Origin of the sequence: Sphingopyxis sp. (genome assembly GCF_016463645.1) — a bacterium.
In the GTDB taxonomy this organism is placed as follows: Bacteria; Pseudomonadota; Alphaproteobacteria; order Sphingomonadales; family Sphingomonadaceae; genus Sphingopyxis.
The window spans coordinates 17,520-42,212 of record NZ_JAEMQX010000024.1 but is presented as its reverse complement, the minus strand read 5'-3'; the positions used below and the strand labels follow the sequence as shown (position 1 = coordinate 42,212).

17 protein-coding genes are annotated in these 24,693 nt (G+C 64.3%); 10 read left to right on the top strand and 7 right to left on the bottom strand.

What is annotated here, in order from left to right; genetic code table 11:
• Positions 1-142: 142 nt before the first annotated feature.
• The 4 genes from JHC57_RS07700 to JHC57_RS07685 all read left to right on the top strand — a co-directional run bounded on the left by JHC57_RS07700 (position 143) and on the right by JHC57_RS07685 (position 6,320).
• Entirely contained in the window at positions 143-2,743 is a 2,601-nt protein-coding gene (locus JHC57_RS07700) for a TonB-dependent receptor (RefSeq protein WP_294029426.1), read from the top strand.
• Between the two features lie 87 nt (positions 2,744-2,830).
• Complete coding sequence (locus JHC57_RS07695) at positions 2,831-3,601, top strand: glucose 1-dehydrogenase (RefSeq protein WP_294029425.1); 771 nt, start codon at positions 2,831-2,833, stop codon at positions 3,599-3,601.
• Between the two features lie 33 nt (positions 3,602-3,634).
• Positions 3,635-4,756, top strand: coding sequence for a DUF5938 domain-containing protein (locus JHC57_RS07690; RefSeq protein WP_294029424.1), 1,122 nt, complete (start codon positions 3,635-3,637; stop codon positions 4,754-4,756).
• Positions 4,757-4,769: 13 nt separating this feature from the next.
• Positions 4,770-6,320: an AMP-binding protein gene (locus JHC57_RS07685; RefSeq protein WP_294029423.1), complete on the top strand. Its 1,551-nt coding sequence runs from the start codon at positions 4,770-4,772 to the stop codon at positions 6,318-6,320.
• A gap of 230 nt (positions 6,321-6,550) precedes the next feature.
• Here JHC57_RS07685 and JHC57_RS07680 read toward each other — a convergent pair whose 3' ends face one another.
• From JHC57_RS07680 to JHC57_RS07665, 4 genes are all read right to left on the bottom strand, one after another.
• The gene (locus tag JHC57_RS07680) at positions 6,551-8,947 is read right to left on the bottom strand and encodes a prolyl oligopeptidase family serine peptidase (protein WP_294029422.1); all 2,397 of its coding nucleotides are present in this window, start codon (positions 8,945-8,947) and stop codon (positions 6,551-6,553) included.
• A 50-nt stretch (positions 8,948-8,997) separates the two neighbouring features.
• A complete protein-coding gene (locus JHC57_RS07675) occupies positions 8,998-11,550 on the bottom strand; it encodes a TonB-dependent receptor (protein WP_294029421.1) in 2,553 nt (850 codons plus the stop codon).
• Positions 11,551-11,632: 82 nt separating this feature from the next.
• Positions 11,633-12,598, bottom strand: coding sequence for a FecR domain-containing protein (locus JHC57_RS07670; RefSeq protein ID WP_294029420.1), 966 nt, complete (start codon positions 12,596-12,598; stop codon positions 11,633-11,635).
• The gene (locus JHC57_RS07665; RefSeq protein WP_294029419.1) at positions 12,595-13,167 is read right to left on the bottom strand and encodes an RNA polymerase sigma factor; all 573 of its coding nucleotides are present in this window, start codon (positions 13,165-13,167) and stop codon (positions 12,595-12,597) included. Before JHC57_RS07665 ends, JHC57_RS07670 begins: the two co-directional genes overlap by 4 nt.
• 771 nt (positions 13,168-13,938) lie before the next feature.
• Between JHC57_RS07665 and JHC57_RS07660 the strand changes: the two genes are divergently transcribed.
• The 6 genes from JHC57_RS07660 to JHC57_RS07635 all read left to right on the top strand — a co-directional run bounded on the left by JHC57_RS07660 (position 13,939) and on the right by JHC57_RS07635 (position 19,974).
• Positions 13,939-14,661 (top strand): hypothetical protein, encoded by a 723-nt coding sequence (locus JHC57_RS07660; RefSeq protein ID WP_294029418.1) that lies wholly within the window; start codon positions 13,939-13,941, stop codon positions 14,659-14,661.
• A gap of 66 nt (positions 14,662-14,727) precedes the next feature.
• Positions 14,728-16,068, top strand: a complete 1,341-nt coding sequence (locus JHC57_RS07655) for an amidohydrolase family protein (RefSeq protein ID WP_294029417.1) — start codon at positions 14,728-14,730, stop codon at positions 16,066-16,068.
• Positions 16,069-16,102: 34 nt separating this feature from the next.
• Positions 16,103-17,200 (top strand): ionic transporter y4hA, encoded by a 1,098-nt coding sequence (locus tag JHC57_RS07650; protein ID WP_294029416.1) that lies wholly within the window; start codon positions 16,103-16,105, stop codon positions 17,198-17,200.
• Positions 17,201-17,248: 48 nt separating this feature from the next.
• A complete protein-coding gene (locus tag JHC57_RS07645; protein WP_294029415.1) occupies positions 17,249-17,782 on the top strand; it encodes an HdeD family acid-resistance protein in 534 nt (177 codons plus the stop codon).
• Positions 17,782-18,897 carry an endonuclease/exonuclease/phosphatase family protein gene (locus JHC57_RS07640; RefSeq protein ID WP_294029414.1) on the top strand — a complete coding sequence of 372 codons (1,116 nt, stop codon included), beginning with the start codon at positions 17,782-17,784 and terminating at the stop codon, positions 18,895-18,897. Before JHC57_RS07645 ends, JHC57_RS07640 begins: the two co-directional genes overlap by 1 nt.
• 9 nt (positions 18,898-18,906) lie before the next feature.
• On the top strand, positions 18,907-19,974 hold the full coding sequence (locus JHC57_RS07635) for a linear amide C-N hydrolase (RefSeq protein ID WP_294029413.1): 1,068 nt from the start codon (positions 18,907-18,909) through the stop codon (positions 19,972-19,974).
• A 34-nt stretch (positions 19,975-20,008) separates the two neighbouring features.
• On the opposite strand, the gene JHC57_RS07630 is transcribed toward JHC57_RS07635, so the two are convergent.
• The 3 genes from JHC57_RS07630 to JHC57_RS07620 are packed head-to-tail and all read right to left on the bottom strand — an operon-like array spanning position 20,009 to position 24,680.
• The gene (locus tag JHC57_RS07630; protein ID WP_294029412.1) at positions 20,009-21,685 is read right to left on the bottom strand and encodes an AMP-binding protein; all 1,677 of its coding nucleotides are present in this window, start codon (positions 21,683-21,685) and stop codon (positions 20,009-20,011) included.
• A complete protein-coding gene (locus JHC57_RS07625) occupies positions 21,682-23,274 on the bottom strand; it encodes an AMP-binding protein (RefSeq protein WP_294029411.1) in 1,593 nt (530 codons plus the stop codon). The genes JHC57_RS07630 and JHC57_RS07625 overlap by 4 nt, the downstream gene beginning before the upstream one ends.
• Positions 23,271-24,680 (bottom strand): aldehyde dehydrogenase family protein, encoded by a 1,410-nt coding sequence (locus JHC57_RS07620; RefSeq protein WP_294029410.1) that lies wholly within the window; start codon positions 24,678-24,680, stop codon positions 23,271-23,273. Before JHC57_RS07620 ends, JHC57_RS07625 begins: the two co-directional genes overlap by 4 nt.
• Positions 24,681-24,693: the final 13 nt, after the last annotated feature.

Below are 24,693 nucleotides of genomic sequence, written 5' to 3'. Positions count from 1 at the left end.
GAGCTTGATGGAGCAAGCGGAGCCGCAACACCCCCCCACCGTTCCCCCCGCCGCCTTGTCTGTCGCGGGACCGGCCGTCGCCATAGCTTCTTCCCCAACGAAGACACCGCACAGAACGGGGTCGAACGACGGGAGAGAAAGCGTGACCAACAAGGCTTTTCTGGCGACCTGCCTGTCCACCACCATGCTGATCGGCTGGCCCGCCGCCGCGCTGGCGCAGGAGGCGCCGCCCGCCGATAGCGGAACGTCTGACAGCGGCGGAATCGCCGAGATCGTCGTGACCGCGCAAAAGCGCGCGCAGAATCTGCAGGACGTTCCGGCGGCGGTCTCGGCGATCGGCGGCGATGCGCTCGAGGCACGCGGGATCAACGAGACCTCCGACCTGATGGGCGCGGTGCCGAGCCTGCAAATCTCGACCCCTTATGGCAAGACCCAGCCGAACTTCTCGCTGCGCGGGATTTCGGTCGCCAATGAATTTTCGGCCTCCACCGCATCGCCGGTCGGCGTCTATGTCGACGAAGTCTATCAGAGCTTCCGCGCCAGCCACGGCGGACAGCTCTACGACATCGACCGCGTCGAGGTGCTGCGCGGACCGCAGGGCACGCTTTATGGCCGCAACACCACCGGCGGCGCGATCAGCTTTTTCACCAGAAAGCCGTCACTGGCGGGAGACGAGGGCTATCTCACGCTCGGCTACGCCAATTACCACACCAAGACGGTCGAAGGCGGTTTCGACAAGACGATCATCCCCGACATACTGGGCATTCGCGTTGCGGGAACCGTCGCCAAGGGCGGCGGCTGGCAATATAATCCGGCGCAGGATCGCAAGGTCGGGACCACCGATTCGATCGCGGGCCGCGTTTCGCTGCGCTGGAGACCCGGCGACGCGCTCGACATCAATCTCAAACTCTATGCCGCCAAGGATAACCCGTGGGGCGCAAACGCCTATTCGATCGGCCAGCTCGGCGGTGGACAGGATGTCGTCGGCTATTCGCGCTTCGACGCCTCGCCGCTGAACGGCGGGCGCGCGCTCGGCAAGAACGAGGTGTCCGCCGACGCGGGCGGCAAGCGGCTCTCCTCTTCGAAGGGGGTCGCGCTGAACATCAGCTACGAACTCAACGACAATTTCACGCTCACGTCGATCACCGGCTACGACACCGGCAAATACAGCACCTCGCCCAATGATTGCGACGGTTCGCCGATCGATCTCTGCTCGATCCGTTTCAACAGCAGCAGCAAGAACTTCAATCAGGACCTGCGGCTGAACTATTCGGATGACAGCATCGATTTCGTCGGCGGCCTCTATTACGGCAAGGACAAGATCAAGACGCGCAACGAGCCCGACTTCTTCGGTGCCTTGCGGCCGATGCTGCTCGGGCTCGGCGTTCCCGGCGGGTACAACAACGCCGCGATCGGGACGCCCGATTCGATCCGGGTGTTACCCGCTTTCGCGCTCGACCCGACGCTCACGCCCGGCACCGCCGGCTTCTGCGATCCCGTCGTCGTCAATCCGAACGGATTTTTCGACGCGCGGACGCTCGTCGCGTACCAGACCGATATCGCGATCAACAATACGGGCAATTTCCCTGCCGGCGGCGCCTATTATCAGGGATGCCTCGCCGCGGGCGCGGGGCCGTTCGGCCCGATCCTCGGCAAGCAGGATTTCGACATCTCGCGCCCGTCGAAGGCGATCTACGGCGACCTGACGTGGAAGGCGACCGACCGGCTGACCGTCGCGGTGGGCCTGCGCTACACGATGGACAAGGTGAGATTCCTGAACGGCAGCACCTTTATCTACAGCCTCGACGGGACGACACCCGCAGTCAATCTGATTCCCTACGCCTTCCCCTACGACCCCGACCTGCCGAAGATGAATTTGCAGGAAAAGGCGAACCGACTGACCGGGCGCGTCAACGTCAGCTATGAGTTCGCCGACGATATCATGGGCTATGCGCAGTACAGCCGCGGCTATCGCAGCGGCAGCTACAACGGCCTCGCCTATCAGGGCACCAACCAAGTCTATTATATCAAGCCCGAGAAGGTGAATGCGTACGAGGCAGGGCTGAAGACGCAGTTCCTCGACCGCCGGGTGCAGCTCAACCTCGCCGGCTTCTATTATGACTATTCGAACCAGCAGACGACGCAGGTCGTCGGCGCCACGACCTTTACCCGCAGCGCCAACGGCCGGGTCTGGGGCGGCGAAGCCGAGCTGACCGTGCAGCCGATGGACGGTCTGCAGCTCAACACGGCCTTCGGCTATCTCAACAGCAAATATAAGGGCAATGTCGTCGACCCGGACGATCCCGCGACCCAGTTCACACGCAATGTGAACGGCAACCCGTTCCCCAATGCGCCGAAGGTCACGATCAACGCCGGGTTCGACTGGGAGATTTTCGAGAAGGGCGACAGCAAGCTGACGCTGCGCGGCGACGCGAGCTATATGGGCAAATATTATTTCGACGCCTTCGGCGACTACGGGCTCGACCCGTGCGACAGGCCCGGGGCACCGGGTGCCGCCCGCCCCGCCGGCGTGGCCTTCACCTGCGGCAATCCCGGATATTGGCTGCTGAACAGCCGGCTGACCTTTCAGGCGAACGAGAATCTGTCGGTCAGCGCGTGGGTCAAGAACCTGACCAACAAATATTACTACACCTACGGGCTCAACATCGACGTCTTCGGGCTCGATTATCTGAACCGCGGGACCCCGCGCACTTACGGCGTCGAGGCGACCTTCAAGTTCTGATCGCCCCACGCCACGGGGACCGGCGGGCGCCCCACCCTTGGCCCGCCGTCCCCGATTTGTTGCTGACCCATATTTCTGGAGCATGTCATGATGCGTTTTACCGGCAAGAGCGTGCTGATTACCGGCGCCGCGCGCGGCATCGGGCTCGCCGCCGCGCAGGAGTTCGCCCGCGAAGGGGCTTCGGTGACGATCACCGATATCGACGGCGACGAGGCCGAGGCGGCCGCAGTCGCGATCCGCGCCGAGGGGCTGAAAGCCGAAGCGAGGCGGCAGGATGTCGCCGACGAGGCGGAATGGGCCGTGCTGATCGCGGACGTCGTGGCGCGCGAGGGCAAGCTCGACATCCTCGTCAACAATGCGGGCATGGGCTTCCTGAAATCGGTCGTCGATACCGGCCTCGCCGAATGGCAGCGGCTGATGGCGGTCAATCTCGAGAGCGTCTTCCTCGGCGTTCGCGCCGGCATCGAGGCGATGAAGGAAAAGGGCGGGACAATCGTCAACGTCGCCTCGATCGCCGCGAACGTCGCCGAGCCGCTCTTCCCCGCCTACAACGCCAGCAAGGCGGGGGTCGCGATGCTGACCAAGGCGGTCGCCGTCGATTGCGCGCGCAAGGGCTGGCCGGTGCGGATCAACTCGCTCCACCCCGGTTATTGCGAGACCAAGCTGGTTGCCGATGCGGTCGGCGCGCTCGGCGACGAAGCTGCGGGTTTCGCCGCCGCGACCGCCGCCGCCATTCCCTTGGGCCGCATGGCGACGACGCGCGAGATCGCGCGTCCGCTGCTGTTCCTCGCCAGCGACGATGCCGCGTACATGTGCGGCAGCGAGCTGATCGTCGACGGCGGCTACACCGCGATCTGATCCACCAAACATCCGGAAAAACAGGAAAATCCAATGAGCAAGAAACCGGTCATCGTCTATGGCGCCTCGGGCTACACCGGCCGCCTCGTCTGCGAATATCTGCGCGAACTCGGCATTCCCTTCATCGCAGCGGGGCGCGATGCGAAGCGCGTGCAGGAGGTGATGGACAAGGTGCCCGGCATCGAGACCGCCGACTATGAAGTTGCCGAGGTCGAGCACAGCGTCGAGGCGCTGACCAGGTTGTTCAAGGGCGCGAAGGTCGTGTGCAACATGGTCGGCCCGTTCATCAAATATGGCCCCGAGACGGTCGAGGCGGCGCTTGCTGCCGGATGCCATTATCTCGACACCACCGGCGAGCAGGACTGGATGATGTCGGCGCAGGAGAAATGGGGCAACGCTTTCGCGAAGAAGGACCTGCTGCTCTCGCCCTGCGTTGCGCAGATGTACACGACGGGTGAGATCGCGGCGAATATCGCGCTCGATACCATGCCCGGTCTCGACACGCTCGACATGCTCGTGCTGTGGAAGGGCTTCCCGACCTATGCCTCGGTGCAGACGATCTTCACGATCCTGAAGGCCGACTGGTATTTCCTCGAGAACAACCAGTATGCGCAATGGCCGACGCTGACCGCAACCGAGTGCCATGTTCCCGGCCAGCACGCGACCGCGCTCACGCTGCCGTGGGGCGGCACCTCGCACCCGATCTGGTTCAAGCAGGACCCGCGCGTGTCGACGGTGAAGGTCTATGGCGGCGTGTTCGCGCGCGAGGTGATGGACAATGTCGTCAATATGACGAAGATGATCGACACCGACATCAAGCCGCTGCCGTTCGAGGAACAGGAAGCCGCGCTCGCCAAAATGGCGGAATCGGTACAGGGCGACATGCCGCCGCGCGAGAATCCGCGGCTCAACACAAGCATCGACTCGGTCCACGCCTCGGGCCCGCTCGGCCGCGCGCATGTGCTGGTCCACGGCAATTGCAATTACAAGCAGACGGGGCTGATGCAGGCATGGTGCGCCGCGAACCTGCTCCAGCAACCTCCGCGACGCACCGGCTTCGCCTCGGCGTGCCAAGCGTTCGGGTACCGCGAACTGCTCGGCACGCTGCGCCAGTTCGGGCTGGTGCTGAAACCGGTCGTCACGGTCCACGATTGAGGAGAGAGCGGCGATGCGGCTCGTTGACTGGCTGGACAAGGGCGCGTCGCTCGGGCCCGAGGCGCCGTGCCTGACGATGGACGGCAAGGGCCTGTCCTACGCCGAGGTACAGAAACTCACCCACCGCGTCGCGCGCGGGCTGAACGCATCGGGGATCACGCCGGGCAAGCATGTCGCGATCCTGTCGGGTAACGATCCCGTTGCCTTCGCCTGCGTCTTCGCCATCTCGCGCGCCGCTGCGGTGTGGTGCCCGATCAACCCGCGCAACGAAGCCGCCGAGAACGCCTATGTGCTCGACAATTTCGACTGCGCGGCGCTGTTCTTTCATTCGAAATTCGCCGAACTCGTCGCTGCGCTGCGAAAGGATCTGCCCAAGCTCGAGCAGCTCGTCTGCCTCGACGCCGGGCAGCCTTTCGCGCCGTCGCTCGACGAGTGGCTGGCGGGTGTTGCCGATGTCCCGTTCGCGGCAACGCCCGTCAGCGACCTTGCAATGTTGCCCGGCACGGGTGGCACGACGGGGCATCCCAAGGGGGTGATGCTGACCAACCGCAACCTCGAGGCGATGACCGCGCTGACCTTGATGGGCTATCCGTTCGAGGGGCGTCCGGTCTACCTCGCGATGGCGCCGCTGACCCATGCGGCGGGGGTGCTGGCCTTCCCGATCATGGCGCACGGCGGCGAGATCGTGATCATGCCCTACCCCGACGTTGGCGAATTCCTGGCGCTCGCGGCGCACCACCGCGCAACGCATACGTTCCTGCCGCCCACACTGATCTACATGCTGCTCGACCATCCGGCGCTCGCCGCGACCGACCTCTCGGCGATGCAATGCTTCTGGTACGGCGCGGCGCCGATCTCGCCCGCGCGGCTCGAAGAAGCGATCGGCAAGCTCGGTCCGGTAATGGCGCAGCTCTTCGGCCAGACCGAGGCGCCGATGATGATCTCGATGATGGCGCCGCAGGACCATTTCAATCCCGACGGGTCGATCGCGCGCCATCGCCTGTCGTCGGCGGGCAAGCCGGGGCCGCTGGTGCAGGTCGCGATCCTTGATGCGGAGGGCAATATGCTCGCGCGGGGCGAACGCGGCGAGATCGTTGTGCGCGGGTCGCTTGTGATGGACGGCTACTACAGGAATCCCGATGCGACCGCCGAGGCGACGCTGAACGGCTGGCACCGCACCGGCGACATCGGCTATCTCGATTCCGACAATTTCCTCTACATCGTCGACCGTGCCAGGGACATGATCATCACCGGCGGCTTCAATGTCTATTCGGCCGAAGTCGAGGCGGCGCTGCTCGCGCATCCCGCGGTCCAGGACGGTGCGGTGTTCGGCATGCCCGACGATAAATGGGGCGAGCGCGTCTGCGCCGTCGTCCAGCTTCGCACCGGACAGAGGGCCAGCGCTGACGAGATCATGGCGCACGTCAAGGCAGCGATCGGCAGTGTCAAGGCGCCGAAAGAACTCGAAATCCGGGACGATCTGCCTCGGTCGAAGGTAGGGAAGGTCCTGAAACGCGAGATCCGGGCGCAAAGATTGAGCAGCATTATCCGCGATGAACCATGAGCGCGCCCGGCGCGTGCGGAGAGGCGGCCGCACTGCCTGCCAGCATGGAGGGCGCGATCGGTGGCGTTCAAACAATGCGCCAAGGGCGAAGACCTTGAACGCAGTTGAGCAGGGTCGGGATCGGGAACGACGGGTTATGGGAAAATATCAATCCCGACGTTCCGCGCCCGGGTCGAATGTCGTCAATGCAGACCTTCCGCCGCGCAGGATTGCGGTGACGGCCCGGACGATCATCGCGCTTTCTGCAGATGGCGGTTCAGGAACTCCACCATGCGCTCGCTCACATCGGCAGCCTGGTCCAGCGACCAGTCGCCGATCGCGTGCCCCTGCCCCGGATAGACCACCAGTTGCGCCGGTTTCTTCAGACGCCGCAAGCCGACGAACAGCCGCGTCGACTGCTCGGGCGGAACCACATTATCCGCCTCGCCCGCAACGATCAGCATGGGCGTACGAATTCCGTCGAGCCGATAATAAGGCGAGTTCGAGATGTAGCGCAGCGGATTGTCCCAAGGCGTTTCGCCCATGCGACCCTGTCCCTTTTCCGCCCAATGGGTGGTGAAGCTGCTTCCCTGGGTATCCATGCCACCGTACATCGAACCGAGGTCGAATGTGCCGTTTATGGGGATGGCGGCGCGGAAGAGATTGGTGGTGCTGACGATCGCGGCGGTGCTGTATCCGCCGAAAGACTGGCCGCTGATCGCCAGGCGCCCGATGTCGATATGGCCGGCGTCGGCGAGAGCGTAGATTTGCGGCAACAGGATATCCGTCATGTCCCGCGCCGGATTGCCCGGCTGGCCCATCGGGGAAAGCCGGATATCCGCCATCACCACCGCAAAGCCGCGGCTCGTGAATATCTGGTTCGGGATCGTGTTCCCGCTGCCGCCGCCATAATAGGACGCGCTCGTCGACAGATCCGAACCCGAATAGATCATCACGATCGCCGGGAGCTTGTCGCCGGGCTTCGCCCCCGGCGGCAGCAGCAGCGTCGTGCGAACATTCGCGATGCGGCCATCGTGCAAGGGCGCGGCCGTCTCAATCACCCGGACGCCGCCAAGGCGGATACCGGTCAGGCGCGGTTCGATCGCGGAGATGCGGCCCTGCTGCGCAAGCCTCGCATCATAGCGATAGAGATCGGGCGGCGTGTCGACATCCTCGTATACAGCATAGAGGGTCCGGTGATCGCCCCCCGATACGAAATGCTGCAGCCGGTGCAGACCCGAAACCATCAGCCGCACCTCTCCCGATGCCAGCGCAATCCGGAAAAAAGCTTGTTCGCCGGTCGTGCGATGGCGCATCTGCACGGTCAGATAATGTGGGTCGGGCTGCCACAGCATATCCTCGTTCGCGCGAACGACATCGAGAAATGCCCATGAAGCCGGATCCGGCAGCGCCAATTCGACAGGCCCGGAGCCATCGAGCGGAATGGCGGCGAGCGCGGCGCGGGGTTCGCCCCTCTCGCCCTTCCGGTCGACCCGCGCGACGAGCGAGCGTCCATCCCGCGTGAACGAGAGGATGGAGTCTGCCAGATCGCCGAGCGATTCTCCGAGCCTTTGCGGCGCCCCGGGGCCCGACGGGCCAAAATCGACGCGCCAGGCGCGCTTTTCGTAAAGATAGACCAGCCGGTCTTCGCCGGGCTGCCAGCGGTATTGCGGATCGGTGCCGGCCGCCGAAAAACCTTTGACCAGAATCTGCGCGGCACCCCCGGAGCTCGGCAGAAAAGCGAGCTCCCTCGTCGCGGCGGCGGGCGTCCCCGCGGGTACCGACGCAGAGACGATCCAGCGGTCCGACGGTGACGGTTTCAACGTGCTGGGGCGAGGCTCGGCGCGGGCATCGACAAGAATACGGGTGGTCCCCGATCCGGCATCCACCGCCGCCAGCGTGGAATTATAGTTCGACAGCAGAAATCCGCTGAGATCGACGCTCCTCGCCGAGGAGCCTGCGGCTCCCCCCTCCCCTCCGCTGTAGAAGAGGCGGGGAGCCCCGGGCTCGCCTTCCGTACCCGAATCGAATCTGTTCAGAACCTCGGCGTCCGATGTTTCGAGCGGCGGATCGGGGCGCAGCGGGACATAGATCGTCCGGCCGTCGGCGGACCAGCGCGGCTGAAAGCCCATGAACAGGCTGGCACGGATCGTACCGTCGCCCAGTTGCCGGCAATCGCCGGCCGCCAGATCATGGACCCACAATTGCGGACGCCCGCCCTCGTCGGAATAGAAGGCCAGCGTTCGCCCGTCGGGCGACCAAACCGGGTTCCACTGATTGCCCCGCCCGCCGCAGATCGGCTCCGAGCCCGACGCTCGCGCGGAAACGGCGGAGACATGAACGCGCGCGCCGATCGCGGAGACCGGCGTGCCGTTGGGCAGGAAGCGCACCGATTGCGCCCGCGTGTCGGGCGGGGTGACGACGACATAGGCGAGGCGATGACCGTCGGGCGAAACCACTGGCGGATCGTCCCTGCGAAACTCGCGGCTTTGAAACGCGAGATCGTAGGGAAAGGCGCCCGGCGCATCGGGCACGGCTGCTTCGGCATCGGCGCCGGCGGATTGCGCGCGCGCGGGCATGGGAATGGCAGCCAGCATAAGGCCCGCCGTCATCATCAGGGCCGACGTCCGGCCTTTACCTTTCCTCACGGTACATCCTTCTGAAATATAGTTGGAAATTTCACCGCGCGCGCGCCGGATCACCAACTCTTGCTGATGGAAAAGCTCAGATGGCGTCCGATCGCCGAATAATTGGTCGAGTCATAATTGACGACGAAGTTTGCGAGCGGCGTGTAAAGCGGCGGCTTCTTGTTCAGGACGTTCTGCGCCGACAGCGACAGCTCCAGATTCGACCACAGCGAACTGCCGGGGCCCGTCCGATAACGGATCACCGCGTCCGCGGTCGTGAAGCTGCCGGTCCTTGTCTTCGTCACAAAACGATTGTCGACGACGCTCGCGACATGATTGACGAAGGCCGAAAGCGTCAGATGGTCGTCGCGCCATACGACACCGCCCCGCGCCCGGAATTTGGCCGGATTATAGACGATGCCGGCCGTGGGAAAAGTCGGCAGTCCTTCGGTCGCCTGCTGGTCGCCCTTCAGCCAGCTTGCCGATCCCCGGATCGCCGCGCGGCCGCCAGCAAGGTCGAATTGATAGGCGCCGGAGACATCGACGCCCCTCGCGCGCTGGCGCGCGACGTTCGAATAGCGATTGTCGACGATCGCGACGACCGTCGCCGGGTTGAGCGGTTCGGTGGTGCCGTTGATGATCTGGACCGCGGGGTCGACCGCATCGGCGATCTGCTGCGCGGTCGGGTCATAGGTCACGAAGCTCTGGAATGCGGGGTCGCTCAGCGCGGTCTGCATATTCGCGATCGGCAGAACGACGCGGCCGCGATAGTCGATATCGAAATAGCTGATGTCGAAGCTCAGCCCGGGAACGGCGCGTGGCTCGACTGCAAAGGTGGCCGACCAGGTCTGCGCCTTTTCGGGCTGGAGATCGCCGCCGCCGCCATAACGCATCAGCACCGTGGCGTTCGACGGGAAGCCGATCCCTCCCATCGCAGCCGCCGGCCGGATATAGAGGAGATAGTCCGAAAAGCGCTGGTTGAGCGTCGGCGCCTTGAACGACCGCCCCCACGAGCCCTTCAGCGTAATATCGCCGGTCGGCTGATAGATCAGCCCTAGCTTGGGAGTCGTGATGCTACCGAAAACACTGTAATTTTCGTGCCGGACCGCCGCGGTTGCATTGAGCCGATGCATGGCCGGCACGTTCATGTCGGGAGACACGACCGGAACGTAGATTTCGCCGAACGCATAGCGGCTCCCAACATCGCCTTTCGTCAGCGTCTGGCCCGTCGAATGGCGAACCGCTTCATATTCATTGTTGCGATATCCGCCGCCGACCGCCAGCCGTACCGCGCCGGCCGGCACATCGAACAGCGCTCCTTCGCCGCTGGCCTCCAGCGAATAGGCGGTGTTGCAGTAGCAAGTCCTGGATCCCGCGACGAGCGCGCCGGCGCTGTTGAAGCCCTGGTTGGTGACGACATTCTCTTCGACGCTGTATGTGCCGCCCAAGGTCAGCGTCCAGCCGGCGGGCAGCGACACATCCAGCGTTGGCGACACCGCATATACTTTGGAATCGGAAAGCGAGACGGACAATTGCGCCGGTTGCGCCGACGATGTGCGGAAGTGGCGGTCCGTATAGAGCGCGTCGACCTTGAACTCGGCGAAATCGGCCAGCTTCTGATGCAGGCTGACGAGGCCGTTGTGATTGCGGCGTTTTGGCAGCAAGGTCGACGGATCGAGCATATAATCGGTGTAGGATCGTTGATCGGAGAAGATCGGATCGGCATCGAGATAATTATAGGCCGCAATGAAGCCGCCGCTGCCCCAGTTCGTCCCCGCGGTCGCGCTGAGCTGGCGTTCGGTGCCGCCGCCGTCGGTCGCGAAACCGACCCGTCCGGCCATCGTCAGGCCATCGAAATCGCGCTTGAGGATGATGTTCGCGACGCCGGCAACCGCGTCCGACCCGTAAAGCGCCGAAGCCCCGTCGGTGATAATCTCGATCTGTTTCAGTGCCGCGACGGGCACGAGCGATGCGTCGACCGCCTGCTGAAAGCCGCCGTAGGAGAGCCGGCGACCGTTCAGCAGGGTCAGCGTCGCATCGGGACCAAGACCGCGAAGGTTGAAGGCCGATCCCCCGGTGAGGTTGGTGTTGTTGCCCGATCCCAAGGCCACGCCGGGATTCTGCCCCCCGCCGAAATTCTGGGGAATGCTCCGGATCACCTCCCCGACATCGCTGAAGCCCGCGTCGCGGATATCGGTCTCGGTCACGCGGAGCACCGGCGACGGCGTGTCCGCACCCTTGATCCGGGTGCCCGTGACGACAATGTCCCGATCCGCTCCGGCCAGTCCCGACGAAATATCACCGGCGCTTTGGTCGTTTCCCGCCCGGACGATCGCAACCGAGCCAGATGCGCCGCGAACCGCCGCAAAGCCCGTATTCGCCAGAATCGCCTTCAGCGCCTGTTCGGGAGTGGCGGACCCGCGATACCCCTGCGTGCGAACCCCGCGCACTTCTTCGGCCTTGTATATGATCGGCAGGCCCGACTGGCGACCATAGGCGGCCAATGCCGCGTCGAGCCCGCCTGCGGAAATATTGAAGGCACGCTGCTGGGCATAGGCCGGAGCCGAAAGCGCTACGATGCACGTGCTCGCGGCCAGCGCGGTTGCAATAGTCTTGATGCCCATTCTGTCCCCCCGATGTGGTCGGACGCTCGTTTGGCCGTCCGTCGGGGATTCAAGACAAGGGTGCGCCATAAAACTGTAATCGTCAGGACGAGATTTTCATTTCCCGGCCGGTTTCCTCGACCCGGAGACCATAGGCATCGCGGAGCAGGCGCACGAAATCGTCGGGCTTGGCGGCAGGAAACATCCCGCCGATGCGGATGTTCGACACCGTGGAATCCGTCACGACCATCTGCTTTTCATTGTAGCGGTTGAATTCCGCCGCGACGTCCGCGAGGCGGCTCTGGTCGAAGCTCAACATACCGGCACGCCACGCAAGCGCATCCTCGACGCGCGTGTCCGACCGCGCGGTAACGAGGGTCGCAGCGCCGCGCGCCAAGGCGATGTCGCCGCCCGAGATGATCGTCGAACGTACCGCATGCACATTGGCGACATCATCGACGCGTACGCGCCCTTCGAGAACCGAAACGATGACCTTGCCGCCGTCGCGCCGGACGGAGAATTTGGTGCCGAGCACCGTGACCGTTCGGCTTCCGGCATGAACCACGAAGGGGCGCCCCTCCTTGTGCGCGACCTCGAAATAGGCTTCGCCGCGGTCGAGCCATATTTCGCGCTTCGCCTTGCCCACTGCCGCGCGCACCGCCGAAGCCGTGTTGAGTTCGATGCGACTGCCGTCGGGAAGCCCGACCTTCCGGTGACCGCCGACCGGCGTGTCATATCGGACCTGCGCAATCGACTGCCGTTGGTCGGCCTGCCATGAACGATAGAAGCCGGCGCCTGCAACGAGGGTCAGAGATGCGGCGAGCGCGGCGGGCACCCACCATCGGCCGCGCGGCGACGGCTCCTGCCTGCGGCTCTCATTCCGGCCAAGCGCACCGATCCGGTCGGCCTCGCGCCAGCTATGGTCGAGCCGCCAATAGGCCGCCTTGTTCATATCCGACTCCGCCAGCCAGGCATCGAGCGCCGCCTGGTCGCTCTCGCTCCAGTCGTCCTGCTCGCGCGCGACGACCCACAGCGCAGCCCGGTCCCGTGCCTCCTGCGCGCAGCTCATGCCCCATCCTCCTTCGCCGCCCGCCCGGGATATTTCCGCCGCACGATACGGCCGGCACCGCCGAGCATGTGATCGGCGAGCGCTTTCATGCCCATCGCGAGCTGGTGGTTGACCGCATCCTTGCCGATGCCGAGCCGCTCGGCAGTCTCGTTTATGTTAAAGCCCTCCACCTTGCGAAGTGTCACGATTTCGCGGATGCGTGGGGAGAGTTTGTCGAGGCCCGCCTGGAACCGGCGCAGCGCCTCGCGCGCATCCAGATGCCGGTCGGTCTCGAACAAATCGACCTCGAGCGGCGCCGCCTCAAGATCCGCGACAAGCTCGAACGAGACGACGCGGGCGCGCTTGGCGCTGTTGATGAGATGGTTACGCGCCACCGTAAACAGATATTGCCGCGTATTGCGCGGCATTTCCCGTCGCGCGCCGGCAATTGCCAGTTCGTACACGTCGTGCGTCAGGTCCATCACATCATCGGCCACTCTCCAGTTTCGGCCGATAAAGCGCGCAAGCGACCGTTCGAGAGGGAGAACCTCCCGGCAAAACCAGTCCCTGATTGTCTCCTCGTCCACCATGCGTCGGCGGAATCCCCTATGCGTCCGAACCCGTCGTTACCTTTGACAAACGGCGGCAGAAAAAATGTAACATCTTTTTTCAGGCTTCGGCGCCGGCGATTCCCCAAGGGGTCCGGATATCGCCGGCTCGATCAGGGCGGGCTGCGAGCGAACCGGCCCGGCCCTTCCGCGATCGCGCGTCATGACTGCGCGAGCCCGCTTTCGGAAATCATCCAAGATGATTGAAATACATGGAGAAATGGCGCGCCCGGCATGAATATGATGGACACTCAAATCATTGGGAAATTTCCGTCACGCTAGACCGCTAGTGTCCGAAAAGGCGCCTCATCTCGGCCATTCGAACCTCGGTCGATCGACCCCAAAAGCGGAGTTTAAACCTGTGAGGAAAACAGCTCCTTGCCACTCGCCTTCGGTCATGTGGTGATTCTTTTTGGATTTACGTATGAAATGGCTGCTTCTCTTATGCTTCGCTTGCAGCCCCCGACATCCCAACGGGAGAGGGTCAAATGGTTGACCCGATGTTGACTCAGGCCCCGCGAGTATACGTTCAATATCAATTGACAATAGCGGCTGGCGAAGAGATATTTGACGAACGACCAATATGAGTTCGCTGAAACCAAACGGATATCCGGCGGGGCCGGGTGCGAAGAGATCGATGTGGATAGTCTGGCAGGCGATCATGTCGCCGGACTGGTTGAATGGTTGGACAGGGGCAGGCTCATGACGAATTTGGCACGGCCGTGCACGGCGGTTGCATTTGCGATATTGGCATTGGCTATAACTTACCCCGTCCAGGCAGCGGAGGAAGACGGGCGCGGTACGACCGTCCAGATTACGCCCTATGTCTGGGCAACGGGTTTCGGGGGGACGCTTCGGCCGGGGCCGGGCGCTCCCACGGTGCATGTCGACAAGAGCTTCGGCGAACTGATGGAGGATGTCGACGCGGCCTTCTTCGTCAGCGGGCTCGTCAAGCATGACCGGCTGGTCGTCGTCGCCGACCTCACCCACTCAGCCTCGTCGCGCGAGGGACTGGTGCCGACCGGCAATCCGGCGCTTCCCTTCGTTCCGGCCGAGGGCAAGCTGAGCCAGACGTCGGCGACTGCGCTCATCGGTTACCGGGCCGTCGAACAGGAAGGTGCGTCGCTCGACGTGCTGGTTGGCGGGCGGGCCTGGTGGATCCGGCCGAAGGCGGCGGTGCCGTTACTCAATGTTTCGGCGAGCGCAAAGGCGAGCTTCGTCGATCCGGTTTTTGCGACGCGCCTCAACATCAAGGCGTCGCCGCGCCTGTCGTTCCTGCTGTACGGCGACATCGGCGGCTTCGGCCCTGCATCGGAGGTGACGGGGCAGGCGGCCGCGACGGCGAACCTGCGCGTCGCGAAAAATATCTGGCTCTCGGGCGGCTACCGTTACCTCTATGTCGACTACAAGAGCGGCAATGTCCGGACGAGCGCCGCGCTCGCCGGTCCGCTTCTGGGCGCGACGGTCGCATTCTGATCGGCCGGAAGGCAGGCGCGGAGCTTCGATAGACACTTTCGAACTGGACAGGGGCAGGCGATGAACATGACGGCTTTGCGTTGGGGACTGGGTGTTGCGGCAGCGGTCCTCGTTTCTTCCTTCTCCGTCGGCGTACAGGCTCAGGATCCGGCGGCATCCGAAACGCTGTTCCGCAATGTCCGCGTGCTCGACGTCGTGAAGGGGCAGCTGGGCGCGCCGACCAATGTCTTGATCGAGGGTGGCCGTATCGCGAAGATCGGCGGTGACATCACGCCGCGCGGGCCCGCGAAAATCATTGAAGGCGGGGGCCGCACGTTGATGCCGGGCATGATCGACGTGCATGTCCATCTGACCTTCGGCGCGCTGACGATGCCGCAGATGCTGTCGCCCGACCTCACCCCCGAAAAGGCCGAGGATGCCGCCGGACGCCAGGCGCATGATATGTTGCTGCGCGGCTTTACTGCGGTGCGCGATGCGGGCGGTCCGATTTTCGGCCTCAAGCGCCGGATCGACGCCGGCAATATCGTCGGCCCTCGCATCTGGCCATCGGGGGCAGTCATCTCGCAGACCAGCGGGCATGGCGACTTCCGGCTGCCGACCGAGCGGTCGCGGAAATTCGGCGGGACCGTTTCGCGATCGGAACTGTTTGGCGCCAATTTCATTGCCGACGGAACCAGCGAAGTGCTGACCGCGACGCGCGAGAATCTGCGTTTCGGCGCCAGCCAGATCAAGCTGATGGCGGGTGGCGGAACCTCCTCGGATTACGATCCGATCGACGTTACCCAATATACGTTCGAGGAGATGAAGGCCGCCGCAGATGCGGCCGCGGACTGGAACACCTATGTGATGGTCCATGCCTATACGCCGCGTGCGGTCCGCCGGGCGATCGACGCGGGCGTGAAATGCATCGAACATGGTCAGCTTCTCGACGAGGCTACGCTTCGCTTGATGGCCGAAAAGGGCATCTGGCTTTCGACCCAGACGCTGGCCGACGACAATCCGAACATGGACCCCAATCGGCGCGAAAAGCGTCGCGAGATTCTCGCCAATAATGCGGCGCTTTGGCAGAATGCGAAGAAGCTCGGCGTGAAGCTTGCCTGGGGCACAGACTTCCTGTTCGAGCCCGACGTCAATGCCGAACAGAACGCCTATCTGATCAGATTGAAGTCGTGGTTCACCCCGGCCGAGATCGTCAAGCTCGTGACCTATGACAATGCGCAGCTTCTTGCGCTGTCTGGCCCCCGGACGCCCTATGCCGGGAAACTCGGCGTCGTCGAGGAAGGCGCGCTTGCCGATCTTATTCTCGTCGATGGCAACCCGCTCGCGAGCATCGACCTGCTCGGTGATCCGACAAAGAATTTTGACGTGATCATGAAGGACGGCAAATTCTACAAGGGCGGCCAGTGAGCAGTCCGGCGCTTCGTGCGCGGATACCGATAGCGTGAGCGCATCGCCCATCGGGAAGGTCCCGGCCTGGACCGCGGCCGTACCGATCCTCGCGCTTGTGCTGATAGCGGGCCTCAGCGCGCACGTCATAGGGGTCGGGAATGCGGGCATACTTGCGCTCGCGGCAGCGCTGCTCGGCGCGTCGGTCTTTGCGGCCGTACATCACGCCGAGATATTGGCTTTGCGGCTGGGTGAACCCTTCGGTTCGATCCTGCTGGCGGTCGCCGTCACGGTGATCGAGGTCGGGCTGATCGTATCATTCCTCCTGTCGGGCGCCGAGGGGGTCGAGACGGTCGCGCGCGATACGATCTTTTCGGCGGTGATGATCGCGGTCAACGGCGTGGTCGGCATCAGCCTTCTGGTCGGCGCGCGGCGGCATGGCGAGCTCGGATTCAAGCTCGATGGGGCGACCGCGGCGCTCGCGGTCCTCGGCACGCTGGCGGTGCTGAGCCTCGTCATGCCCCAATATACCTTGTCGGCTCCCGGCGCGGCCTATTCGTCCGTCCAGCTCCTGTTCGTGGCGTTCGCCTCGCTCCTGCTCTATGCTATTTTCATCCGCGTCCAGACGGTGAAGCACCGCGACTATTTTCTTTTCGGGACCGACGATGGCGAGGCGGAAAGCGAGATACTTCCCTCGCGCCACCTTGCGCTCGTCAGTCTTGCCTTGCTCGTCCTTTGCCTGATCGCCGTCGTCCTGCTGGCGAAGCAGCTTTCCTATCCGCTCGACAAGGCGATCGAAGGGGCGGGGCTTCCCCAAGCGTTCGTCGGGGTTATCGTCGCGATGATCGTCCTGCTTCCCGAGAGCATCGCCGCGATCAAGGCGGCGGTTCGCAACAAGTTGCAGGTGAGCCTCAATCTCGCACTCGGTTCGGCGATCGCGAGCATCGGGCTCACCATTCCCGCCGTGGCGATCGTTTCCCTCGTCGTCGCGCAGCCGCTCGATCTCGGGCTTCCGCCGGCGCAGATCGCGCTGCTTGGCCTGACCCTGCTCATTGGCGCACTGACCTTGGGCACCGGGCGCACAACGGTCTTACAGGGTGCGATCCATCTCGTCATTTGCGGCTTTTTCCTGTTGATATCCGCCGTACCCTAAGCTCGATGTCGTTCGGCTGACTGCGGCCGACAAGAGGAGTGCAAACCTATGTCGACCCTGGCCATGATGCTCCGTTTCGCAGGCGTCTTTTCGGTCATCTGCGGCGTTCTTGCCATTCTCAACCCGCTGGCTGCGACGATGGCGGCGGTCACGCTTGCCGCCATCGCGCTGGTCCTGTCGGGTGGGATCCAGCTGGCCGGTGCTTTTTTCGAGAAGGAATGGCGAACGCGCGCTCCGTCGCTGCTGACGGCGGGGGCCGCGCTCGCGCTTGGCCTGTCGATCCTGTTCCATCCGGTCGCCGGCGCCAAGGCGCTCACGATCCTGATGGGCATACTGCTGCTCGTTTCGGGGCTGGGCAAGCTCGTTTGGAGCTTCTCGCACCGTGAGGATTCGAGCTTCTGGCCGCTCCTCGTTTCGGGTGTCGTCTCGCTCCTGCTTGCGCTGCTGGTGTATCGCCACCTGCAGGGCGGGCGCTCGGCCATCCTTGGCACGTTCCTTGGCGTCGAACTGATGCTCAACGGTCTCGCGCTGCTCGCCGTCGCGGCACTCGGGCGCCGGGTTATCGCAGAGGTGCGGGGCTGATGCGACGCATCGCCGCCGCCGCGGCGATCATGCTGCTCGCGGGCGGCTGTGCCTCGTGGCCGAAGGACAGATATGCCTCCTGCCCAAATGCGTCCGAAACTCCGGTCATCACGCGTCTGGCGGACGGACGGCAGAGCACGACGCTCAGCGTCCTGATCTACAATGTCGAAGGCCTGCCATGGCCTGCCCGCAAGAAGCGCGGTCCCTCGCTCGACCGGATCGGGCAGACTCTCGCCGCCTTCCGGGCCGAGGGCCGGGCGCCCGATATCGTGCTGATGCAGGAGACCTTTACCAGCCGGGCGGCGCGGATAGGCGCGCATACGGGCTATGCGAATGCGATAGGCGGGCCGAAACGATCGGATATGGTGAAAGACCCCGCGGTCGCCGGCAAATTCGTCGCCGAACGCCGCCGCAAGAAGGGCGAGCGCGGGCCCAAGTTGATGCGAAGCGGTCTCTATGTACTCAGCGACTTTCCGGTCACCGAAATGGTCCGCGAAGGATATGCGCGCAATGCATGCGCGGGTTTCGACTGCCTTGCGGCCAAGGGGATGATGCTGGTGCGCGCCACGATACCCGGCGTGCCGTCGCCGATCGACATCTTCACGACGCATATGAACGCGGGCCGGGCAGCGCGCGTCTCGCTCGAACGCTCCGGCGAGGCACATCATTATCAGGCGCTCGAGGCGGCGCATTTTCTGGACGAATATCATGTGCCCGATAACCCGCTGATCATCGGAGGCGATTTCAACATGCGCCGGAACCCCGGGCGGTTCGATTTCTTCTCGACCGCGGTTCCCTACACGATCGTCCATCGCTGGTGCATCGAGAAACCCGCGGCCTGCGACGTCAAAATGTCATGGGATGGCGATGCGCCGTGGCTCGACACGCAGGATTTGCAGGCGTTCGACAATGGCAAGGCGGTGTCCGTCGAACCCATCCGCGTCGAAGCGATGTTCGACGGCTCTGACAATGGAGCGCGGTTGTCCGACCATGACGGTTTTCTCGTCACCTATCGCCTTTCGTGGCGAGAGGGCGCGCAAGGCGCAGTCGATGCGCAATGTCCGGTCGCGCCCGGACAGGCCGCGCGGCGCTTGCCCGGTTTTCACATGGGATAGGAGCCAGGCATGGTTTTCGATATTCGATCCTGGAAGAGAGTAACGGCGCTTTGCACGGCGGCGCTGGCGGGTGCGCCGATCGCCGCAGAGGCCTGCTCGCGCTTCGTTTATCTGGGCGACGAGGACCATGTTGTCACCGCGCGATCGATGGACTGGAAATATGACATCGGCACGAACCTCTATATACTGCCGCGCGGGATCGCGCGCAGCGGCGAGGCGGGACCGAATTCGTTCAAATGGACCGCGAAATACGGCTCGGTCGTCGCTACCGGCTATGATGTCTCGACGACCGACGGGGCCAATGAGGCGGGCTTGGTTGCCAATGTCCTCTGGCTCGCCGAAGCCGAATATCCGAAGTTTGAAAAGGGAAGCAAACCGGGGCTGACCATCGCCGCCTGGGCCCAGTATGTCCTCGACAGCTTTCCAACGGTCGACGCCGCCGTTGCGGCGCTGCGCAAGGAGCCCTTCACCATCGTGACCGACAATGTGCCGGGGCAGAACCGGCTGACCACGCTCCACCTGTCGCTTTCGGACGCAACGGGCGACAGCGCGATCATCGAATATATCGACGGGAAGCAGGTCATCCATCACGGCCGGCAGTATCAGGTGATGACCAATTCGCCGACCTATGACCAGCAGCTGGCGCTCAATGCCTATTGGCAATCGATTGGCGGCACGACGGTCCTCCCAGGCACAAACCGCGCCGCCGATCGCTTTGCGCGCGCGTCCTTCTATGTGAATGCGATTCCGAAAACAGGCGAACCGAACCGGATGCTCGCGAGCGTGTTCGGCGTCATCCGCAATGTGTCGGTTCCGCTCGGCATCTCGTCGCCCGACCAGCCCGAAATCTCTTCGACGCGGTGGCGCACCGTCTTCGACCACAAACGAAAGCTCTATTTCTTCGAATCCGCGACGACGCCCAACACTTTCTGGGTCGACCTTGGCAAGATCGATTTCACGAAAGGGACGAGCAAGGTCCGCAAGCTCGATCTCGGCGTCGATCAGGCGAATGTATTTTCGGGTGATGTCAGCGGGAAATTCGTCGAGGCGCCGGCGTTCCGTTTTCAGGGGATTTGATCGGGAACGAGATGGCTAAGGATTAAATGGACGTTCACCCTCCCACCCCGGAGGGTCGGTTTGCTTCCTTGAGCAGCCTGATCGTCTGCTCGCGCATCGCGAATTTCTGGACCTTGCCGGTGACCGTCATCGGGAAATCTTCGACGAAGAAGATGTGGCGCGGAATCTTGAAGTGGGCGATCCGGCCGCGACAATGCGCGCGGACTTCCTCTTCGTTCAACACTGCGCCGGCGCGCAGAATGATCCAGACGCACATTTCTTCGCCGTATTTTTCATCGGGAACGCCAATCCCCTGGACGTCGGTGATGTCGGGATGGGTAAGCAGGTATTCCTCGACCTCGCGCGGATAGATATTCTCGCCGCCGCGGATCACCATGTCCTTGATGCGGCCAACGACCCGGCAATAGCCGTCCTCGTCGAGCGTCGCGAGATCGCCGGTATGCATCCAGCCTTGGGCATCGATCGCCTCGGCGGTGCGCTCGGCATCATCCCAATAGCCTAGCATCACCGAATAGCCGCGCGTGCACAGCTCGCCGGTCTCGCCGCGCGCGACGACGTTGCCGCCAAGGTCGATGAGCTTCACCTCGAGGTGCGGCTGGACCCGCCCGACGGTCGACACGCGCAGGTCGAGCGGATCGTCGGTATCGCTCTGGAAGCTGACAGGGCTGGTCTCGGTCATGCCATAGGCGATCGTCACCTGCTCCATGTGCATCCGGTCAATGATCTCGCGCATCACTGCCATCGGACAGGGTGACCCCGCCATGATCCCTGTGCGGAGCGACGAGAGGTCGAAGCGGGCGAATTCGGGATGCGCCAGCGCCGCGATGAACATCGTCGGCACGCCATAGAGTGCGGTGCAGCGCTCGGTCTCGACCGCCTCCAGGACCGCCTGCGGGTCGAAGGTTTCGGCCGGATAGACCATCGTCGCGCCGTGGACCGCGCACGCCAGATTGCCCATCACCATCCCAAAGCAGTGATAGAGCGGCACCGGGATGCACAGCCGGTCGGCAGGGCTGAGCCCGATCCGTGCGCCCACAAAAGCGCCGTTGTTCAGGATGTTGCGATGCGACAGCGTCGCGCCCTTGGGGAAGCCGGTCGTGCCGCTGGTGAACTGGATGTTGACCGGCATGCCCGGACCTAGCCGGATGTCCGCCAGCGCGGCCGTGTCGTCGCTTGCGAGCGCCGCGAAGGGCAGGCAGCCGGGATGCTCGTCGTCGCCGAGCACCACGACCAGCCGAAGGTCGGGCAGGCGCGCCGCGCTCAACGCTCCCGGCGTTGACGATGAAAGCTCGGGCGCGAGTTCGCCGAGCATTGCGACATAGTCGCTCGTCTTGTGCGACGGTGCGAGGATCAGCGCCGCGCAGCCGACCTTGTTCAGCGCATAATCGAGTTCGGCGACGCGATAGGCGGGGTTGACGTTGACGAGGATCAGCCCCGCCTTGGCGGTGGCGAACTGCACTATCACCCATTCGGCGCAGTTGGGCGCCCAGATGCCGACCCGCTCGCCGGGCTTCAACCCGCGCGCGAGCAGCCCCGCCGCGACCGCGTCGACCCGCGTCTTGAGCTCGCGCCATGTCCAGCGGACGCCTTGGTGACGGACGACGAGCGCTTCACCGTCTGGATGAAACTGTGCGGTCCGGTCGAAGCATTCGCCGATCGTCATTTCGATCAGCGTGGCGCTCGTATCACCGCGAACGAAACTGTCGGTCATGCACTCACTTTCCTGAATTCCGCGTCGCGCAATTCCTTGCGCCTGATCTTGCCGCTGATCGTCTTGGGCAGGCTGCCGACAAACTCGATGCGGCGCGGATATTTATACGGCGCCGTGGTCGCCTTGACATGATCCTGCAACGCCTTTGCCAGCGCGTCCGACGCGCTATGCCCCGGGGCGAGGACGACGAACGCCTTCACCACCTCGCCGCGCGTCGGGTCGGGGCTCGCGACGACGGCGCTTTCGGCGACCGCCTCATGCTCGAACAGCACGCTTTCGACCTCGAACGGCCCGATGCGATAGCCCGACGAGAGGATCACGTCGTCGGCCCGCCCGACGAACCAGAAAAAGCCGTCGGCGTCGACCAGCGCGCGGTCGCCGGTCAGATACCAGCCGCCCCGGAATACGCTCGCCGTGCGATCGGGGTCGCCGCGATAGCCCAGGAACAGGCCCGGCGGACGGCGCTCGCCGACACGCAGCGCGATGTCGCCTTCCTCGTCCGGCGGCAGGACCGCGCCATCATGGTCGATAACCGCGAGGTCGATGCCCGGCGTCGGGCGGCCCATTGCCCCCTGCCGCGCAGCGCCCGCGCGATTGCAGCAGAGCAGCACCGTCTCGGTCTGGCCATAGCCGTCGTGGATATCGAGCCCCGTCGCCTTCTTCCATAGGTCGATGACCTCGGGGTTCAGCGGCTCGCCAGCGCTGACGCAGTGGCGCAGGTGCGGAAAGGACCGCCCTTCCAGATCGGCGCGCACGAACATGCGATAGGCGGTCGGCGGCGCGCACAGCGTCGTCACCGGAAAGCGTTCGAGCAGGTCCATCGCGGCGACCGGATCGAACCCCGACGCGTGATTGACGAAGATCGCGGCGCCCATCAGCCAGGGCGCGAACAGGCTGCTCCACGCCGCCTTCGCCCAGCCGGTGTCGGACATGTTCCAATGCAGGTCGCCGGGGCCGAGATCGAGCCAGAAGCGCCCGGTGATTTCGTGCGCCAGCGGATAGCCCGCGCCATGGATCGTCATCTTCGGCTGGCCCGTCGTCCCGCTGGTGAAATAGCAGAGCGCGGGATCATCGAACGCGGTGTCGGCGATGTCGGCCAGCGGCTCGGCCACCGCCTTGGCCGCGTCATAATCGGTCCAGCCGGGGCGGGGGCCGCCGATGTGGATCAGCGGGATCGCCGCATCGACCGGCGTTTCGTCGACGCGCGGCGCGACGTCGACCCCCGCGACGATGCAGCGCGCATCGGCCGCCTCGCAGCGATAGGCGATATCCTTCGGGGTCAGTTGCACCGTGCCGGGCGAGGCGATCGCGCCGAGCCGCAGACAAGCGAGCATCAGCTCCCACCATTCGATCTCGCGCGACATCAGGATGAGCACCGTGTCGCCGCGCCCGACCCCTGCTGCCTTCAGCACCGCAGCGGCGCGCGCGCTATGGTCGGCGAGTTCGGCGAAGCTGCGGTCTATCACGGCGCCCGCGCCGTCGGTCCATAGCAGCGCGCACGCGTCGGGGTGCTCCGCAGCGAGCCGGCCGATCGCATCGCGTGCGAAATTATAGTGCGTCGGCGGATTCCAGTCGAAAGCCTCGCTCATCCGCCGCGCGCCACATTGATCACCGACAATTGCGTATATTCGGCGAGCCCCTCTTCGGACTGCTCGACCCCGAGGCCGGAGGATTTAACCCCCGCCATCGGGATATGCGGGCCGATCGCGACATGCTGGTTGACCCACACCGATCCGCTCTCGATCCGGTTTGCGACAGACACCGCACGATCGACGTCGCGCGACCAAACCGAGGCGCCAAGGCCGTAAGGCGACGCATTGGCGCGTGCGACCACATCATCGATATCGGTGTAGCGTATGACGGGCAGGATCGGCCCGAACTGTTCCTCGTCGACGATTTCGTGCCCGTCGGTCACCTCGCGAACTATCGTCGGGCGGAGGAAATATCCGGCGCGGTCGATCACCTCGCCGCCCGCAACGATCGTGCCGTCGCGGCGCGCGCTTTCGAGGAAGGCCTTCACCTTTTCATATTGCGCCTTGTTCTGGATCGGCCCGATCTGCGCGCCCTGCGCCAGCCCGTCATCGACCACCGCCGCCTCGGCAAGCCGCGCGAGTTCGTCGCACATCGCGTCATAGATACTGTCATGGACATAGGCGCGCTTGATCGCGAGGCAGACCTGCCCGCAGTTGAGGAAGGCGGCGTTGAAGATGCCCTGCGCGGTTTCGCGGACGTCGACATCCTCAAGCACGATGCCGGGGTCATTGCCGCCGAGTTCGAGCGTCAGCCGCTTGAGCCCGGCGGCGGCGCTCGCCACGATCTTCTTGCCCGTCGCGGTCGATCCGGTGAAGCCGACCTTGGCGATGCGCGGGTCGGCGGTGAGATAGCCGCCAAGGTCATTGGCATCGGTGATGATGTTCACCACCCCGGCGGGGAAGATGTCGCGGCAGAGTTCGCCCAGCATCAGCGCCGTGACCGGCGTCGTCGGCGCGGGCTTCAGCACGATCGTGTTGCCCGCGATCACCGCCGGCCCGATTTTCCAGCAGGCGACGAGCAGCGGGAAATTCCATGCGATGATCCCCGCGACGACGCCGAGCGGCTTGCGGCGGACCCGGATTAGCCCGGCCGCGTCGTCCTGGATCGTCCGTTCGGCGATTTCGAGCGTCGCGTAATGGCGCAGATAGCCTTCGGCCCACGCGATTTCGCCCTGCGCCTCGGCGAGCGGCTTGCCCTGTTCCTGCGTCAACGCGCGCGCGAGCTTGTCGGCATTCGCCACGATCGCGTCGGCGAGCTGGCTGACCTTTGCCTGCCGCTCGGCCATCGGGGTTTCGGCCCATGCGGGAAAGGCGGTTGCCGCCGCTTCGATCGCTTCATCGGCCTGCCGTTCGGACGCGCGCGCAACGGTGGCGAACACTTCCTCGGTCGCGGGGTTGATCACGTCCATCGCGTGGTCGCCGTCCACCAGCCGGCCGCCGATCAGCATCTTGTAATCAGGCATTTTCTCTCTCCGA